Here is a 16,215-nt window from a genome sequence, read left to right on the forward strand (position 1 = left end):
TGCATTCCGTGTGGGTTCACACGGACGCATCTCAAACGGTGACGGCAGGGGTTGCGCCGAGCCCGCGGTCGTTCAGGACCAGGCCAGGCCCTCGATCGAACCGCGCTTGTCGATGTGGGCCGCGATGGCGGCCGCGATCGCCTTGAGCGCGTCGGCATCGGCCTCCCGCAGGTCCGGGCGCGCGGAGTGGCTGAAGCAGCAGACCGTTCCATAGATGTCGCCGCTCCACAGCACGATCGGCGCGCTCAGGTAGCTGCGGATCCGCAGCCGCCCGGTGATCGGCAAGCCGGCGATCGAGGGGATGTCCCGCACGTCGGGCACCACAGCCGGCAAGTCGCCATCGACCACGAGCTTGCAGTAGGTGTCCATCAGGGGATCGGAGTGGCCCGCTTCGATCGCGAGGTCCGAGGAGCCCGAGGCACTCACCACCTGGAAGGCGCGCCGGCCGGCGTCGATCTTCGAGACGAAGGCGATGTCCATCCGGAGCGCCTCGCGCACCTGCGACAGGAACACGCTGACCGGGCGGACCGCCGGCGCGGTGGCGTCGTCCGCCGTGGCCGCCTGCACGCCCGCGGCCATGCTGAAGATCTTCCCGATGTCCTTGGTCGACGGCTCCATGGTTGGACTCCTGCAACTGCTGGCGTGGACCTGGAAGGTACCAGCTCGCCAGTGGCGCGTGGTGGGGAGATGTCCTAATCGCGTGCCGGACGTCTGCGGCTGCACGACGGCGGAGACGCACCGGCCGGTCCGATCGTGCGGGGGGCTGTCCCGGCGGGGCCGGGTGCGCTAGAGGCCGGAGGTGCCGCGCGTGCGGGAGTCGCGCAGGGCTTCGATCGCGCCGACCAGGAGCCGCTCGGACTTTTCCTTGGCCAGCAGCAGTTCGCCGTGCAGCACATCCAGCTCCATCTGCTCGACCGGACGGCCGGAGTTCTTGAGGACGAGCAGCTTGGCTTCCAGGGCCTGCAACTCCGACCGTGCCTGTTGCCACAACGAGAACGTCAGGCTGACTTGGTCGAGGTCACGGATCATGGGGGGCCGCGGGATATGATTTGGACCGGCATTCTACGGCTCCCGGTGCCGGCATCGATGGGTTCGACCGTCCTGGTGTTCCGATGCGCGGCGGAGGGCATGACCGATGACCATCGATCTCGACGAACGACTGTCCCGCGCCTTCGACGCCTGGTCCAGGGCACGGGACGAACTGCACAAGCTCCGCGCCGGCCTGCCGCGCATCGCCGGGCGGCAGCAGCTCGCCCAGGGTCCCGAGGCCGCTGGCCTGTTCCGCCAGGTCGCCGACCAGGAGCGGCAGTGCGAGGTGCTCTTCCACGAGCTGCTGGCGGTGGCCGAGGAGCGGGCGGCGCACCTGCAACAACTGCCGAAGCCGCGCCCAGCGGACCGCCGCCCGGACGGCTCCGGCGACCGCGAAGCCTGAGGACGCCGGCCCGGCGGTGCCGGACGGGCGCCCGCGCGGGTCGCGGGTCTCCCGCCGCCGCGGCCGCCTGGCTGCAAGCCGCAAGCCAACTCGTCTTCGTCCGGTTCCTACATGGGCCGCGGCCGCGGTCTGGGACGATCGGGTGCATGTCGTCCAGCTCCTACCTGGTCTCCACGCTCCCGCAGCACGAATTGGCCGAACTGCACCGCCTGATGAACGAGGAGGTGGAGGAGGTCGCCGTCTTCTTCATGGATCCCGACGGGATCATCACCGTCTGGAACCGGGCCGCCGAGGAGATGAAGGGCTTCACCGCCCAGGACGCCATCGGGCAGCACCTGCGACTGCTCTACACCGAGGAGGACCGCGCGCGCCACTGGGCCGAGCACAACCTCGGCGAAGCCTTGAAGCACGGGTTCTACCGCGAGGAGACCTGGCGGCGCCGCAAGGACGGCAGCCGCTTCTGGGCCCGCATCGCGCTCACGGCCCTGCACGACTCCTCCGGCAGGCTGCTGGGGTTCTCCAAGATCACGATGGACCTGACCGACCACAAGCAGCTGGAGCGCTGCCTGCGCGAGCGGGAGCAGACCCGGCGGGTGCTGCGCGCGGCCAACGCGGGGATGTGGACCTGGCACCCGCAGGCCCAGCAGGTCGAAGTGTCCGAGAACTTCCTGCGGCTGCTGGGCCAGGACGGCGGCGACAGCCGGATGCCGCTGGCGCAGTGGCTGGCCTTCCTCCATCCGGACGACCGGCCCAAGCTGGAAACGCGTTTCGAGGCCGCGTTGCGGCATGGCGCGCGCGAGCCGTTCTCGCTGGAGCTGCGCATGACCAGGCGCACGGGCGGGCACCGCTGGTTCCACGTCCACGCGGAGTGGCACCGCGAAACGCCGCAAGGCCCGTTCGAGCTCAGCGGCGTCAACGTCGACATCGACGAACTCAAGCGGGCCGAAGCGCGCAAGGACGAATTCCTGGCGATGCTGGCGCACGAGTTGCGCAACCCGCTGGCGCCGATCCGCTCGGCCGCCGAAGTGCTGCGGGTGGTCAAGCTCGACGAGCAGCGCGTGCGCAAGACCAGCGAGGTGATCGCGCGGCAGGCTGACCACATGACCAGCCTGGTCGACGACCTGCTCGACGTGTCGCGGGTGACCCGCGGGCTCGTGCAGCTGGCGTCCGAGCCGGTGGACGTGGCGCAGGTCGTCGCCGAAGCAGTCGAGCAGCTCACCCCGGTGATCCGCGCGCGGCAGCACCACCTGACCGTGCGGCAGTCGCCGCGCGTCGCCTCGGTTCTGGGCGACCACAAGCGCCTGGTGCAGGTGGTGGCCAACCTGCTGAGCAACGCAGCCAAGTTCACCGCCGAGGGCGGCAACCTGCTGGTCAGGACCGAGGTGCACGCCGAGGGCGGCAGCGTCGTGGTGAGCGTGAGCGACGACGGCATCGGCATGGAGCCCGCGCTGGCGGCACGCGCCTTCGAGCTGTTCGCGCAGGCCGAGCGCACGCCGGACCGGTCGGCCGGCGGGCTCGGCCTGGGGCTGGCCCTGGTCAAGAGTCTGGTCGAACTGCAGGGCGGCACCGTCACCTGCACCAGCGACGGGCTGGGCAGGGGCAGCACCTTCAGCATCACGTTGCCGCTGGCGGCCCCGCAAGACCGGCACGCCGCCGAGAAGGAGGACGCCCAGCGTCGCACGCCGCGCCGGCTGCGAGCGATGGTCGTCGACGACAACGAAGACGCCGCCGTCATGCTGGCCCTGCTGCTCGAAGGCTGGGGCTACGACGTCGCCGTGGAGCACGATTCGCGGGCCGCCCTGGCGCGCGCGGAGAAGGCGCCGCCCGAGGTCTTCGTGCTCGACATCGGACTGCCCGTGATGGACGGCAACGAACTGGCCAGGCAGTTGCGCGCGCGGCCTGCGACCGCGGGCGCGGTGCTGATCGCGCTGACAGGCTACGGGCAGGACCGCGACCGCGAACTCGCCCTGGCCGCCGGCTTCGACCACCACCTGGTCAAGCCGGTCAATCCCGACAAGCTGGGGACCCTGCTGGCGGAGGTGGCGGCAGGGCGGGGAGCTGGCTGACGCGCGCCTGGCGCCGTGACGGCCCAGCGGCAGGCGGGCCTGTGCCATCCAGGCGACACTCACCGGATGAGGTGCGTGCGACACTGCCCGGCAGGACTTCCGGGAGAGTTCATCGATGCGCCAGCCCCACGGGATCGTGCTGCTTTGTCTGGCCTGCGCCCTGGGCGCCGGGTGCGGTGACAAGGGCGGGGAGCCCCTCCAGCCCGCGGCAAGGCCGGCCGACGCCGCGCGCCCCGCCGCACCCGGCAAGGCCGGGTTCGCAGCGGGGGCCCGCTACCGCATCGTCTACACGGCGTCGGAAACAGGGCAGCGCGGGCTGATCCGCGATGTGCGCTACGAAGCCGAACTCCAGCCCGATCCGCAGGACCCCTCGAAGATCAAGGGCGGCGGCCACTACGCGGGCAAGGTGGTGTACCGCAAGGCCAACTGCCGCAATGCGGAACCCGAGAACACGGTGGAGGTTCCCGTCGCGGGCGACCTGCAAGGCGAGGCCTTCATGCTGGGCGACCGCCTGGGCTACAGCCTGATCACCACCGACTGGCGCCTGATGCCCTTCACCCTGAACCCGGCAATCTACGGCGACACCGACTATTCCAGCCACTACGCCGACACGGCCGAGAAGCTCGATGCCGTGCGTGGCTCGGGCAGCGTGGCCAACATCTTCGAGGGCGTGCCGATCACGGGGCCGAGTTCGGTGCAGGAGCGTGAAGTCGTGCGCTCCGCCGGGGGCTGCGACGGCGACGTGGTCCAGAAGATCCGCGAGGAGGTGACCATCGTCCCGGCGTCGGACGACGTGCTCGCGGTGCCCGACGTCAGTGTGGCCAAGTTCCGGGGCGAGAAGGTGGTGCTGGACGGGAGCCGGTCCACGCCCGCAAACCGGCTTCGCCAGTACGCGTGGACGCTGGAGCCGGATGCGGCCTGCCCACCCGGCATGAAGACCACCCGTTTCGAGGGCAAGCGGGTCGAGGTCCAGTTGCTCTGTCCGGCCCGCGCCACGCTGACCGTGAGCACGGAAGGCGGCGGCCGGGTGTCGGGCAATGGATGGTCGGTCTTCAGCGTGGCGCACGCAGGTGCGCCGGGCAAGACCCGCGACACCAAGGCCGTGGGCGTGCCGCTCAAGGAGCGGCCGTGGACCACGCCGTTCCGCCAGGACTCGAGCTTCGGCAAGCTCACGTCGGTGCCGCCCTTGCAGGCGCTCGTGCGTCCCGGCGACGAATCCGCCTACCAGGAAGGCAACTCCTACGGCAGGAACGTCTGCCGGCACGACGGCCTGGAAGGCGAGCAGTACTCGGGCCACGCCATGCACATGGGACCGCCCGCAGGCAAGACGAACATCGAGAAGGCCGTCCAGCTCGCGCAGGTGACCGACCCCAACAGCCCGTCCAAGGACTGGTGGTTCGTGCAGGACAGGTCCTTCGAGGTCGCGCGCGCCGCGCTGGTCCATCCCGACCTGTGGCAGGGTTCCGCGGTCCATGCGGAGAACATGCGCCGTTGTGCCGGCCTGAAGGGGGACGCGTGCGGCTTCCGGCTCCTGATGGACCAGGTGCGGGTGCACGAGAAGCTGCACGGCGAGCTGATGCAGGAGGCCTTGCTGGCCATGCGCCGGAACAGGCAGGATCCCGCGCAGGTCGTCGAGGCCATGATGCATCGCGACCGCCAGGAACTGTTCGGCCAGGCCCTGGGCCGGATTTCCGCGGCCGACACCGAGCTGGAGAAGGCTGGCGCCGAGCCGCAGGTGCGCGAACGCATGAAGACCGTCGAGAACGGGCGCTTCCAGCAGGATGGCTCGATCTGGCTGCCGTTGGCCGGGTCGAAGCCGCCGCAGTACAGGCAGCTCCGGATCACCGATTTTTCGGGCCTGGGAAGCTGAGGCGCTTGCGCAGGACCGGACCCGCTGGAAGCATCCATGGGGCATGGATGCTCCACGTCGAAAGAGCAAGCGTCGTCTTGCCGGCAAGCGTCGTGCGTGCCGCTACTTTGCCAAGAGAGGGAACGAGGACAATGACGAGGAACATCATGGCGACCCTGGTGGTCGCGAGCGGCACCCTGCTGGCCAGCCACGTGCAGGCGGAAGCACCGAAGGGCTGGAAGACCATCAAGGACAACGGCAAGGGCCAGTGCCAGATGGCGGTGCCGGAGAGCTGGAAGCTCGCCATGCTGATGGGCCAGCCGCTGGGCTCGGCCGACAGCCCCGACAAGAAGAGCTCGGCGGTCGTCAACGCCGTCAACATGCCCTTCGCGCAGTCCAAGGGACTGATCGTGCAGTCGCTCAAGGTGACCAAGATGATCGAGGACAGTGCGACGCGGCAGGTGTTCGAGTTCTCCGGCCTGGGCGCCAAGCCGGGCAACCTGAACCTCTACATCGGCATCAAGACCGGCAACGGCACCTGCAACGCCCAGATCTCCGTGCCGCCGTCGCAAACGGACGTCGGCCAGAAGATCGCCGCCAGCCTCGGAGCGAGCTGACGCAGCCGCAGCGTGGCGCGCCTGGCATGCACCGCGCTGCGTGCAAGGGGTCGCGGCTGCGGGCAGATGATCGGGCGGGGCATGCGACCCGGCGACGACTGCCTGGCGCCCCCGACAGGAATCGAACCTGTATCTAGCGCTTAGGAGGCGCTCGTTCTATCCATTGAACTACGGCGGCGGGCGGTTGCCATTGTAGGTGGCTTGGCATGCCGGGCTGGCCGGGCAGCCGGCCGGAACGGGGTGTGCCGGCCGGCTGCGCGCGCGATGGCGTCACGCGCGGGCGGGCAGGCTGGCGCCCTGCCACGCCTTGGCGAGCAGCCACAGCCCGAGCAAGGCGAACAGGCTCACGATCGTGCGCGGCATCCAGGGCGCCGGCTCCAGCCACACCAGGGCCGCCATCGGCCAGCTCACGACGCACCAGGCGCCGGCGAACTGCCACAAGGCCCGACCTTCGAGCTTCCTCCGTCGGCCTGTGGAAGGCCGCAGCGGCGACGCGCGGGCCAGCTCCTGCGCCGGCAGGCGCAGCAGCCGCCAGAACGCCCGCGTGGCGAACCCGCTGACGACCGGGAAGATCAGAGCAAAGGGGATGTGCAGCGCCACCATGGACCAACGCACGCCGCGATCGAGCATGGAGCGCCCGGGCTCGTGCGGATCGACCCAGGCGGTCACCGGACGTCCGCTGGCTTGCGCATCCGCCAGGCGTTCGTGCCAGTCGCGCTGCCAGGTCCCGATGTTGTCGCTGCCGGTGCGGTGGATGCCGACGCGGGTGCCCTCGTGGGAGCGGCCGTCGAATGCGTAGCGGTAGCGCGCCTGCACCATGCGCGTGTTCCTGCGGCCGTGCGCCAGATCCGAGGAGCACCGTGGCGGGCACCGGTTGCCAATCGCGGCTGGCGACCACGTCGCGCGCCAGCCGGGCCAGGGGCAGGATGCCGCCGACGAGGCCACCGGCGCCGAAGCACACGGCGAACAACGCGGCTGCCACGAGCCCGACTGCTTTGCTCATCATCGCGGCAGTCTAGCCGCGCGTGCTACTTGCTCAGAAGCCGCATCGCCTCTTCCAGCCCCTTGATCGTCAGCGGGTACATGCGCTGGTTCATCAGCTGCTGGATGACGGCGATGCTCTGGCGGTACTGCCACACGCCCTGCGGCTCGGGGTTGATCCAGGCCAACTTCGGGAAGGCCTCGGTCAGGCGCTGCAGCCACAGCGCGCCGGCTTCCTCGTTGTTGTATTCGACGCTGCCGCCCGGCTGCAGGATCTCGTAGGGACTCATGGTGGCGTCGCCCACGAACAGCAGCTTGTAGTCCTTGTTGTACTTGCGGATGATGTCCAGCGTCGGGAACTTCTCGCTGAAGCGGCGCCGGTTGTTCTTCCACATGAAGTCGTAGACGCAGTTGTGGAAGTAGTAGAACTCCAGGTGCTTGAACTCGGCCTTGGCGGCCGAGAACATCTCCTCGACGCGGTGGATGTGCTCGTCCATCGTGCCGCCCACGTCCATCAGCAGCAGCACCTTCACGTTGTTGTGCCGCTCCGGCACCATCTTGATGTCGAGGTAGCCTGCGTTGGCCGCCGTCGACTTGATGGTGTCGTCGAGGTCGAGCTCCTCCTCGGCGCCCTCGCGCGCGAACTTGCGCAGCCGGCGCAGCGCGACCTTGATGTTGCGCGTACCCAGTTCCTGGCTGTCGTCGTAGTCCTTGAAGGCGCGCTGGTCCCACACCTTCACCGCGCTCTTGTTGCGGCTCCTGTCCTGGCCGATGCGGATGCCCTGCGGGTTGAAGCCGTAGGCGCCGAACGGCGAGGTGCCGCCGGTGCCGATCATCTTGTTGCCGCCCTCGTGGCGCTCCTTCTGCTCCTCGAAGCGCTTCTTGAGCGTCTCCATCAGCTCGTCCCAGCCCATCTTCTCGATCTTGGCCTTCTCCTCGGGCGAGAGCTCCAGCTCGAGGTTCTTGCGCAGCCACTCCAGCGGGATATCCTTGGTGAAGTCGGCCACCAGCTCCACGCCCTTGAAGTACGCGGCGAACGCGCGGTCGAACTTGTCGTAGTGCTTCTCGTCCTTGACCAGCGCGGTGCGCGAGAGGAAGTAGAAGTCGTCGATCGAATAGCCATCCTGGCTGGCCGGCCCGACCACGCCGGCCTGCAGCGCCTCGAGCAGCGTGAGGTATTCCTTGACCGAGACCGGCAGCTTGGCGCTGCGCAGGGTGTAGAAGAAATCGATCAGCATGGCGGACTCCGTCAGCCGCGCGGCTTGTCCAGCTGGTACCGCAGGTGTGCCCTGACCTCGGGCCATTCGCCCGCCGTCAGGCTGTACATCACCGTGTCGCGCACGGTGCCGTCGCGGCGCGGCGAATGGTGGCGCAGCACGCCGTCCTTCTTCGCACCCAGGCGCTCGATGGCGCGCTGGCTGGCGAAGTTGTAGTTGTCGGTGCGCCAGCCCACCAGGCGCGCGCCGAGCGTCTCGAACGCATGTGTCATCAGCAGCAGCTTGGCGCAGGTGTTCACGTGGGTGCGCTGCGCGCTGCGGGCGTACCAGGTGTAGCCGATCTCCAGGCGCTCGACGCCCGGCACGATGTCGTGGTAGCGGCTGGTGCCGACCACGCGGCCCGTGGCCAGGTCCTCCACCGCGAACGGCAGCATGTGGCCCTCGGCCTGGCCCTTGAGCGCGGCGTCGATGTAGGCGGGCATGTGGCCGGGTGCCGGCACCGACGTGACACGCAGCGTCCAGAGCTCGCCGTCGGCGGCCGCGGCCTCCAGTGCCGGCGCATGGTCGCGCGTCAGCGGCGACAGCCGCACGCGGCCGTCGGACAGGGTGACGGGTTCGGGCCGGTGCATCTCAGCCCTCCTGGCGCGCCCGCAGGCGCGCACGCAGCCGCCGCGCCACCTGCAGGCCGACGCCACCGCCGACGCCCAGCAGCACGATGCCACCGATGCTGGCCGTGTCGTAGCCCGGTGCGAGCGGATCGATCCCCAGCAGGCGCGCCAGGCCGAACGCCAGCAGCGCACCGGCGACGAACCCGATGGCGTCGGTCAGCCCCTCGGCGAGCAGCGCGTTCATGGCCGGCGACGCGCGTTCAGCGGTTGTTCCGCTGCATGAACACGAGCTTCTCGAACAGGGTGACGTCCTGCTCGTTCTTCAGCAGCGCGCCCACCAGCGGCGGCACGGCCACCTTCTCGTCCTTGCTCTGCAGCGCCTCCAGGGGGATGTCCTCGGCCACCAGGAGCTTCAGCCAGTCGAGCAGCTCGGAGGTGCTGGGCTTCTTCTTGAGGCCGGGCAGGTTGCGCACGTCGTAGAAGGTCTTCATCGCGGCCGCCAGCAGCTCCTGCTTCAGGCCGGGGAAGTGCACGCCGACGATCTGCCGCATGGTGTCGGCATCCGGAAACTTGATGTAGTGGAAGAAGCACCGGCGCAGGAAGGCGTCGGGCAGCTCCTTCTCGTTGTTGGAGGTGATGAACACCAGCGGGCGGTGCCGGGCCCGCACCATCTCGCGCGTCTCGTAGACGTAGAACTCCATCCGGTCCAGCTCGCGCAGCAGGTCGTTGGGGAACTCGATGTCGGCCTTGTCGATCTCGTCGATCAGCAGCGCCACCGGCTGCTCCGCCGTGAAGGCCTGCCAGAGCACGCCCTTGACGATGTAGTTGTGGATGTCCTTGACGCGCTCGTCGCCCAGCTGCGAGTCGCGCAGGCGGCTCACCGCGTCGTATTCGTAGAGGCCCTGCTGGGCCTTGGTGGTCGACTTGATGTGCCACTGCAGCAGCGGCATGTTCAGCGCCTGGGCGACCTCCTCGGCCAGCATGGTCTTGCCGGTGCCGGGTTCCCCCTTGACGAGCAGCGGACGCTTGAGCGTGATGGCGGCATTGACCGCGAGCATCAGATCCTGGGTGGCGACGTAGTTCTGGGAGCCTTGAAATTTCATGGGGAGGCGGGCTGCTGGGCCGCTGAGTTCCGGCCCATATAATCGTCGGTTGATCCGAAAACTGAACGCTTGACGATTGTGCGCGCAAAATGAATCAGTTGTTGACCACGCTTTTCGCCCTCGTTGTCGCTTCTGCGACCGGCTTCGCGCACGCTCAGGCGGCTCCTGCCGCGCCGGCGGCCCCGGCGGCCCAGCCCGCGGCGCCCGCCCAGCCGGCCGGTGCGAAATCGCTCGAGGCCAAGGTCGCCATGTGCCTGGGCTGCCACAACATCCGTGGCTACCAGGCCAGCTTCCCTGAGGTGCACCGCGTTCCGATGCTGGCCGGGCAGAGCGCCGGCTACATCGAGGCGGCACTGGCGGCCTACAAGGGCGGCGAGCGCAAGCACCCGACCATGCGCGGCATCGCCGACGCGCTGACCGACCAGGACATCAAGGACATCGCCGGCTGGTACGCCAAGCTGGGCCAGGAAGGCGCCGCGCCGCTGGCGGACAAGCCCAGCCGCGAGCCGAGCCCGCAAGTGGCCGCCCTGCTCCAGAAGGCCGCCTGCGTGTCCTGCCACGGCGCCAACTTCTCCAAGCCGATCGCCCCCAACTACCCGAAGATCGGCGGCCAGCACAAGGACTACCTGTTCGTCGCGCTCAAGGCCTACAAGACCGACAACAACGCCGCCGTCGGCCGCAACAACGCCATCATGGGCAGCATCGCCAAGCAGTTCAGCACCGCCGAACTGAAGGCCCTGGCCGACTACATCGGCACGCTCGAAGGCGACCTGAAGACGGTGCCCGAGAACCGCTTCCGCCACTGATCGCCAGGCGCCGGCCCGCCGGCATGTCCGACGACAAAGGCCCGCTTCTGCGGGCCTTTTGCATGGTGGGCGGGTGGCTGCGGCGTGGGCGGCGCAGGTGTGGTGGCGCGATCCGGCGTCCGCTCAGTCGCGCGTCGCGCGGCGCTGCACGCAGTCGATGTAGGCCTGTCCGTCCGGCGGCCGGCCCGACCGCTGGCTCTCCCACAGCATCTGGCCGAGGCATTCCATGGTCTCGTGGTGCGCGTCGTGCAGCGAGCCGCGCCGGGCAGCCAGCAACTCCACCGCCTGGCGGATGCCGCGCGGCTGGTCGATCGAGCACTGCTCGCTGATCGACAGGTGCATCGACAGGTGCAGGAAGGGATTGAGTCCGCCGTCGGTGCCGTCGTAGACCCGCGCGACGGCGGCCTCGGCGTCGGCCATGTGCGGGTCGTACTCCGGATGCTCCAGCATCCACTGGCTCGCCAGCGTCTCCAGCGCGTCCAGCGGCTGGCCGGCGCGGGCCTTGGCGTGCACGCTGCAGAAGAAGCGACGGACGTCTTCCTGGGAGGGGGTGAACATGGGGGCCAGCGTAGCACGCGCCCGCGCGCTACTTCGGTGGAGGCACCACGCCGCGGCGGGTGGCGGCGGCCAGGAAATCGAAGTCGACGCCGCGGTCGGCCTGCGTCACCGTGTCGAGGAAGAGCTTGCGATAGCCGCGCTCCGCGCTCGGTTCGCTCACCGGCTCGGCCGCCTGCCGTGCGGCCAGTTCCTGCGGCGACACCAGCAGCGACAGCTCCCGGCGCGCGAGGCTGACGCGGATGCGGTCGCCGCTGCGCACCCAGGCCAGCGGCCCGCCGATCGCGGCCTCGGGGGTCACGTGCAGCACGATCGAGCCGAACGCCGTGCCGCTCATGCGGCCGTCGCTGATGCGCAGCATGTCCTTGGTGCCCTGGCGGGCCAGCTTCTTCGGGATCGGCAGGTAGCCGGCCTCGGGCATGCCCGGCGCGCCCTTCGGCCCGATGCGCTTGAGCACCAGCACGTCGTCGGCGGTGACGTCCAGCGCCGGGTCGTCGATGCGGGCGGCCAGGTCGGCCGCGTTCTCGAAGACGACTGCCCGGCCTTCGTGTTCCATCAGCCGCGGATCGGCCGCCGACTGCTTGACGATGGCGCCGCCCGGGGCGAGGTTGCCCCACAGCACCGCCACGCTGCCCTGGGGATGGATCGGGTCGGCCAGCGGCCGCACCACCTGCTGGGAAAAGCCGGGCCCGGCCGCCTCGAGTTCCTCGCCGAGCGTGCGCCCGGTGACGGTCAGGGTGTCCAGGTGCAGCAGCGGCTTGAGCTCGCGCAGCAGCGTGGCCATGCCGCCGGCGTGGTGGAAGTCCTCCATGTAGTGCTCGCCGGTGGGCTTGAGGTCCAGCAGCACTGGCGTCTCGCGGCCGAGGCGGTCCAGGCCGCGCAGGTCGAGCTCGTAGCCCAGCCGTCCGGCGATGGCGGCCAGGTGGACGATGGCATTGGTCGAGCCGCCGATGGCGAGCAGCACGCGCATCGCGTTCTCGAAAGCCTCCGGCGTGAGGATGCGGTCGATGGTCAGCTTCTGGCGCGCCACCTGCACCGCGATGCGTCCGGTCTCCTCGGCCACGCGCATGCGGTCCGCGGTGACGGCCGGCGGGCTGGCGCCGCCCGGCACGGTCATGCCCAGCACCTCGGCGATGCAGGCCATCGTGCTGGCCGTGCCCATCACCGAGCAGGTGCCGACGCTGGCGACCAGCTGGTCGTTGACGTCGGCGATCTCCACGTCGTCGATCTCCTGGGCGCGGAACCTGGCCCAGTAGCGGCGGCAGTCGGTGCAGGCGCCCACGCGTTCGCTGCGATGGGAGCCGGTGAGCATGGACCCGGTGATCAGTTGCACGGCAGGCACGCCGGCCGATGCTGCCCCCATGAGCTGCGCCGGCACGGTCTTGTCGCAACCGCCGACCAGCACGACCGCGTCCATCGGCTGGGCCCGCACCAGCTCCTCCGTGTCGATCGCCATCAGGTTGCGCAGGTACATGCTGGTGGGCGAGGCGAAGCTCTCGTGCAGCGAGATGGTCGGGAACGGCATCGGCAGTCCGCCCGCCAGCATGATCCCGCGCTGCAGCGCCTCCAGCAGCTGCGGCATGTTGCCGTGGCAGGGGTTGTAGGCACTGCCGGTGGCGGTGATGCCGATGACGGGCCGCTCCAGTGCCGCGTCGGTGTAGCCGGCGCCCTTGATGAACGCCTTGCGCAGGAACAGCGAGAAGCCCTCGTCGCCGTAGCTGGTGAGGCCCTTGCGCATGCCGGCGGCTGGGCCCGGCTTGCCGCTCTTGTCCGTGGTGTCGCTCATGGTGGTCGCGGAAATCGGCCCGGCGGGCCTGGAAGGCGGGCCCCGATCATGCCGCCGCCGCACCCGCGGGGTCTGCTGGTTAATCAGGAGCCCGCGTGCAGCAGGGCGGGCACAGAATGGTCCGGCGTCCCACCGCAGGACGTGCGCATGAGTGCTTTTTCATCCGGAGACAAACCATCGTGAGATTCCTCAGAACCGCCATCCTGTTCCTGGCCGCCGTCGCCGGCACCGGGGCCTTCGCCCAGAACATCTCCATCGCCACCGGCGGCACCGGCGGGGTCTACTACCCGATGGGAGGCGGCCTCGCGGCGGTGCTCTCCAAGTCGGTGCCGGGCATGCAGGCCACCGCCGAGGTGACCGGCGGGTCGGTCGACAACCTCAAGCTGATCGGCAGCGGCAAGCCCTACGTGGGCTTCTCCATGACCGACGCGGCGCAGGACGCCTTCAAGGGCGAGGACAAGTTCCGGGGCCAGAAGGTGCCGCTGCGCACGTTGATGATCCTGTACCCCAACCGCATGCACCTGGTCAGCGTCGAGGGCCGCGGCATCAACAAGTTCTCCGACCTCAAGGGCAAGCGCGTGTCCACCGGCTCGCCCGGCAGCGCCACCGAGGTGATGGCCTTCCGCCTGATCGAGGCGGCGGGCCTCGACAAGGACAAGGACCTCAAGCGCGAGCGCCTGGGGGCCGCCGAATCGGTCAATGCCGTCAAGGACGGCAAGATCGACGCGTTCTTCTGGGTCGGCGGGCTGCCCACCGCGGCTGTCTCGGACCTGGCCAACACGCCGGGCAACAAGATCAAGATGATCGACCATGCCGAGCTGGTGCCGGTGATGAACAAGAAGTGGGGCAACCTGTACGTCGAGGACACCATCCCGAAGGACGTGTACCGCGGCATGGACCACGACAACCGGCAGGCCACCGTGATGAACATCCTGGTGGCCCACGAGAACATGGACGACAAGACCGCCTACAACATCGTCAAGACCATCTTCGACAAGAAGGCCGACCTGGTGGCGGTGCACAAGGAGGCCGAGAACTTCAAGCTGGAGAGCCAGAAGGCCAACGCCACGCCGATCCCGTTCCACCCGGGAGCGGCCCGGTACTTCGCCGAAAAAGGCATCAAGCTGAACTGAGCGGATGGCCGGCCACCACCACCCGGCCGACGAGGCCGCGCTGAGCACCGCGGTCAGCGAGTCGGCTCTGCAGAAGGCCGAGGAATACATCGAGCAGGAGGAGGGCGCCGCCAACAGGCTGCGGGGCGGGCTGGCGGCCTTCGTCACGCTCGCGGCCATCGCCATGTCGGTGTTCCACCTGTACACGGCCTACGCGATCGTGCCCACGCAGACGCTGCGTCCGGTGCACGTGGCGTTCGTGCTGTTCCTGTGCTTCCTCGTGTTCCCGGTCGCGCCGCGCTTTCGCCACCGCGTCATGTGGTGGGACTGGATCGCCGCGCTGCTCGCGGTGGCGGCCGCCTGGTACCTGATCCAGGGCGGCGACGACATCACCGACCGCAACACCGCGCCGCTGCCGCTGGACATCGCCTTCGGCATCGCGCTCATCGTGCTGGTGCTCGAAGCCATGCGGCGCACGGCCGGCTGGATCATGCCGGTGATCTGCATGGCCTTCCTGGCTTACGCGCTGGCCGGCCCCATGCTGCCGCCGCCCTGGACGCACAAGGGCTACGAAGTCGGGCGCCTGGTGGGCGTGATGTACATGACGCTCGAGGGCATCTTCGGCGCGGCGGTGGACGTGTCGTCGTCCCTGATCATTCTGTTCACCATCTTCGGCGCCTTCCTGCAGCACTCGGGTGCGGGCAAGTTCTACATCGACTTCTCGTTCTCGGCGATGGGCGGCAAGCCCACCGGCGCCGGGCGCACGGTGGTGCTCGCGTCGTTCCTGCTGGGCGGGCCGTCCGGCTCGGGCGTTGCCACCACGGTCACGCTCGGCTCCGTCGCCTATCCGATGCTCGCCAAGGTGGGCTACGAGCGCAACGCCGCTGGCGGCCTGCTGGCGGCCGGGGGGCTGGGCGCCATCATCTCGCCGCCGGTGCTCGGGGCGGCCGCGTTCCTGATCGCCGAGTTCCTCAAGATCTCGTACCTGGACGTGCTGCTGATGGCGGTGATCCCCACGCTGCTGTTCTATTTCGCGCTGTTCCTGATGGTGGAGATCGACGCGCGCAAGTACGGCATGGGCGACACCGTGTTCGAGAAGGTCGACACGGTCTGGAACCTCACGCGCCGGTACTGGTTCCACTTCCTGTCCCTGGTGTCGATCGTCTTCTTCATGCTCTGGGGCTTCTCCCCCGTGCTGTCGGTGTTCTGGGCCACGGTGGTCTCGTTCGCCACCAGCTTCCTGCGCGCGGACACGTCGCTGCTGCCGCGGGACACCTTCCGGGGCGGGAACGTCTGGCGCAAGCTGGCTGGCTCGCCCCTGGTGAAGGCGATGGAGGGCGGCTCGATCGGCGTGCTGAACGTGGCCGCCACCTGCGCCGGCGCCGGCCTCATCGTCGGCGTGGTCACGCTCACCGGGCTGGGTCTGAAGTTCAGCAGCATCGTGATCGACTACGCCGGCGGTTCGCTGCTGCTCACGGCGGTCTTCACCGCGCTGGTGGTCTGGGTCGTCGGCCTGGCCGTGCCGGTCACCGCGTCGTACATCATCTGCGCCGTGATCGCCGCGCCGGCGCTCACCAAGCTGGGCGTGCCCGACTTCGCCGCGCACATGTTCATCTTCTATTACGCCGTGCTCTCCGAGGTGTCGCCTCCGACCGCGCTGTCGCCGTTCGCCGCCGCCGCCATCACCGGGGGCGATCCGTACAAGACCACCCTGCAGTGCTGGAAGTACACGGTGCCGGCCTTCCTGGTGCCGTTCGTGTTCGTGCTCGACCCCAGCGGGCAGGGCCTGCTGCTGATGGGATCGGCCAAGGCACTGGCCGGTGCGAACTGGTGGTCCATCGCCGAGGTCACGGTCACCTGCGCGCTCGGCGTGGCGGCGCTGGCCGCCGGGTTCCAGGGCTGGGCCCTGCGCCGCACCAGCCGCCTCGAGCGCACGCTGCTGATCGTGGCCGGGTTCCTGCTGGCGTATCCTGCCTGGCTGGCGGACCTGGCCGGCCTCGCGCTGGTCGTCGCGGTCGTCGCCATGCAGCTGCTGCGGCCGCAGCCGCAGCCCGCCTGAACCCAGCAACAGAGAGAGCAGTCC

16 protein-coding genes and 1 tRNA gene are annotated in these 16,215 nt (G+C 69.3%); 7 read left to right on the plus strand and 10 right to left on the minus strand.

Annotation, left to right across the window (positions count from 1 at the left end; translation table 11 throughout):
* Positions 1–72 precede the first annotated feature (72 nt).
* Positions 73–618 carry a GAF domain-containing protein gene (locus tag VFE82_RS15355; protein ID WP_325001187.1) on the minus strand — a complete coding sequence of 182 codons (546 nt, stop codon included), beginning with the start codon at positions 616–618 and terminating at the stop codon, positions 73–75.
* 168 nt (positions 619–786) lie between these two features.
* Positions 787–1,029 carry an RNA polymerase subunit sigma-32 gene (locus tag VFE82_RS15360; protein WP_325001188.1) on the minus strand — a complete coding sequence of 81 codons (243 nt, stop codon included), beginning with the start codon at positions 1,027–1,029 and terminating at the stop codon, positions 787–789.
* Between the two features lie 106 nt (positions 1,030–1,135).
* On the opposite strand from VFE82_RS15360, the gene VFE82_RS15365 reads away from it, so the two are divergent.
* From VFE82_RS15365 to VFE82_RS15380, 4 genes are all read left to right on the plus strand, one after another.
* Positions 1,136–1,432 carry a hypothetical protein gene (locus VFE82_RS15365; RefSeq protein ID WP_325001189.1) on the plus strand — a complete coding sequence of 99 codons (297 nt, stop codon included), beginning with the start codon at positions 1,136–1,138 and terminating at the stop codon, positions 1,430–1,432.
* A gap of 146 nt (positions 1,433–1,578) precedes the next feature.
* The gene (locus VFE82_RS15370; protein ID WP_325001190.1) at positions 1,579–3,498 is read left to right on the plus strand and encodes a PAS domain S-box protein; all 1,920 of its coding nucleotides are present in this window, start codon (positions 1,579–1,581) and stop codon (positions 3,496–3,498) included.
* A gap of 115 nt (positions 3,499–3,613) precedes the next feature.
* Entirely contained in the window at positions 3,614–5,368 is a 1,755-nt protein-coding gene (locus VFE82_RS15375; protein ID WP_325001191.1) for a hypothetical protein, read from the plus strand.
* A gap of 131 nt (positions 5,369–5,499) precedes the next feature.
* Positions 5,500–5,964 (plus strand): hypothetical protein, encoded by a 465-nt coding sequence (locus VFE82_RS15380; protein ID WP_325001192.1) that lies wholly within the window; start codon positions 5,500–5,502, stop codon positions 5,962–5,964.
* Positions 5,965–6,067: 103 nt separating this feature from the next.
* Here the strand turns inward: VFE82_RS15380 and VFE82_RS15385 are convergent.
* The 6 genes from VFE82_RS15385 to VFE82_RS15410 form a co-directional block, all read right to left on the minus strand.
* Positions 6,068–6,142 (minus strand) — tRNA-Arg (locus VFE82_RS15385).
* 92 nt (positions 6,143–6,234) lie between these two features.
* Positions 6,235–6,909, minus strand: a complete 675-nt coding sequence (locus VFE82_RS15390) for a DUF3592 domain-containing protein (RefSeq protein WP_325001193.1) — start codon at positions 6,907–6,909, stop codon at positions 6,235–6,237.
* An 83-nt stretch (positions 6,910–6,992) separates the two neighbouring features.
* Positions 6,993–8,183, minus strand: coding sequence for a VWA domain-containing protein (locus VFE82_RS15395; protein WP_325001194.1), 1,191 nt, complete (start codon positions 8,181–8,183; stop codon positions 6,993–6,995).
* Between the two features lie 11 nt (positions 8,184–8,194).
* Positions 8,195–8,791, minus strand: a complete 597-nt coding sequence (locus VFE82_RS15400; RefSeq protein WP_325001195.1) for a GNAT family protein — start codon at positions 8,789–8,791, stop codon at positions 8,195–8,197.
* Position 8,792: 1 nt separating this feature from the next.
* Positions 8,793–9,014 carry a hypothetical protein gene (locus VFE82_RS15405; RefSeq protein ID WP_325001196.1) on the minus strand — a complete coding sequence of 74 codons (222 nt, stop codon included), beginning with the start codon at positions 9,012–9,014 and terminating at the stop codon, positions 8,793–8,795.
* A gap of 16 nt (positions 9,015–9,030) precedes the next feature.
* Positions 9,031–9,873, minus strand: a complete 843-nt coding sequence (locus tag VFE82_RS15410; protein ID WP_325001197.1) for a MoxR family ATPase — start codon at positions 9,871–9,873, stop codon at positions 9,031–9,033.
* A gap of 89 nt (positions 9,874–9,962) precedes the next feature.
* Between VFE82_RS15410 and VFE82_RS15415 the strand changes: the two genes are divergently transcribed.
* Positions 9,963–10,679: a c-type cytochrome gene (locus tag VFE82_RS15415; RefSeq protein ID WP_325001198.1), complete on the plus strand. Its 717-nt coding sequence runs from the start codon at positions 9,963–9,965 to the stop codon at positions 10,677–10,679.
* 123 nt (positions 10,680–10,802) lie between these two features.
* Here VFE82_RS15415 and VFE82_RS15420 read toward each other — a convergent pair whose 3' ends face one another.
* Positions 10,803–11,237 carry a DUF1841 family protein gene (locus VFE82_RS15420; protein WP_325001200.1) on the minus strand — a complete coding sequence of 145 codons (435 nt, stop codon included), beginning with the start codon at positions 11,235–11,237 and terminating at the stop codon, positions 10,803–10,805.
* Positions 11,238–11,265: 28 nt separating this feature from the next.
* The gene (locus VFE82_RS15425; protein WP_325001201.1) at positions 11,266–13,020 is read right to left on the minus strand and encodes an IlvD/Edd family dehydratase; all 1,755 of its coding nucleotides are present in this window, start codon (positions 13,018–13,020) and stop codon (positions 11,266–11,268) included.
* Positions 13,021–13,199: 179 nt separating this feature from the next.
* On the opposite strand from VFE82_RS15425, the gene VFE82_RS15430 reads away from it, so the two are divergent.
* Entirely contained in the window at positions 13,200–14,153 is a 954-nt protein-coding gene (locus VFE82_RS15430) for a TAXI family TRAP transporter solute-binding subunit (protein ID WP_325001202.1), read from the plus strand.
* A 4-nt stretch (positions 14,154–14,157) separates the two neighbouring features.
* Positions 14,158–16,191 carry a TRAP transporter fused permease subunit gene (locus VFE82_RS15435; RefSeq protein WP_325001203.1) on the plus strand — a complete coding sequence of 678 codons (2,034 nt, stop codon included), beginning with the start codon at positions 14,158–14,160 and terminating at the stop codon, positions 16,189–16,191.
* Positions 16,192–16,215 lie beyond the last annotated feature (24 nt).

Origin of the sequence: Ramlibacter sp. (genome assembly GCF_035655895.1) — a bacterium.
Taxonomy (GTDB): Bacteria; Pseudomonadota; Gammaproteobacteria; order Burkholderiales; family Burkholderiaceae_C; genus Ramlibacter.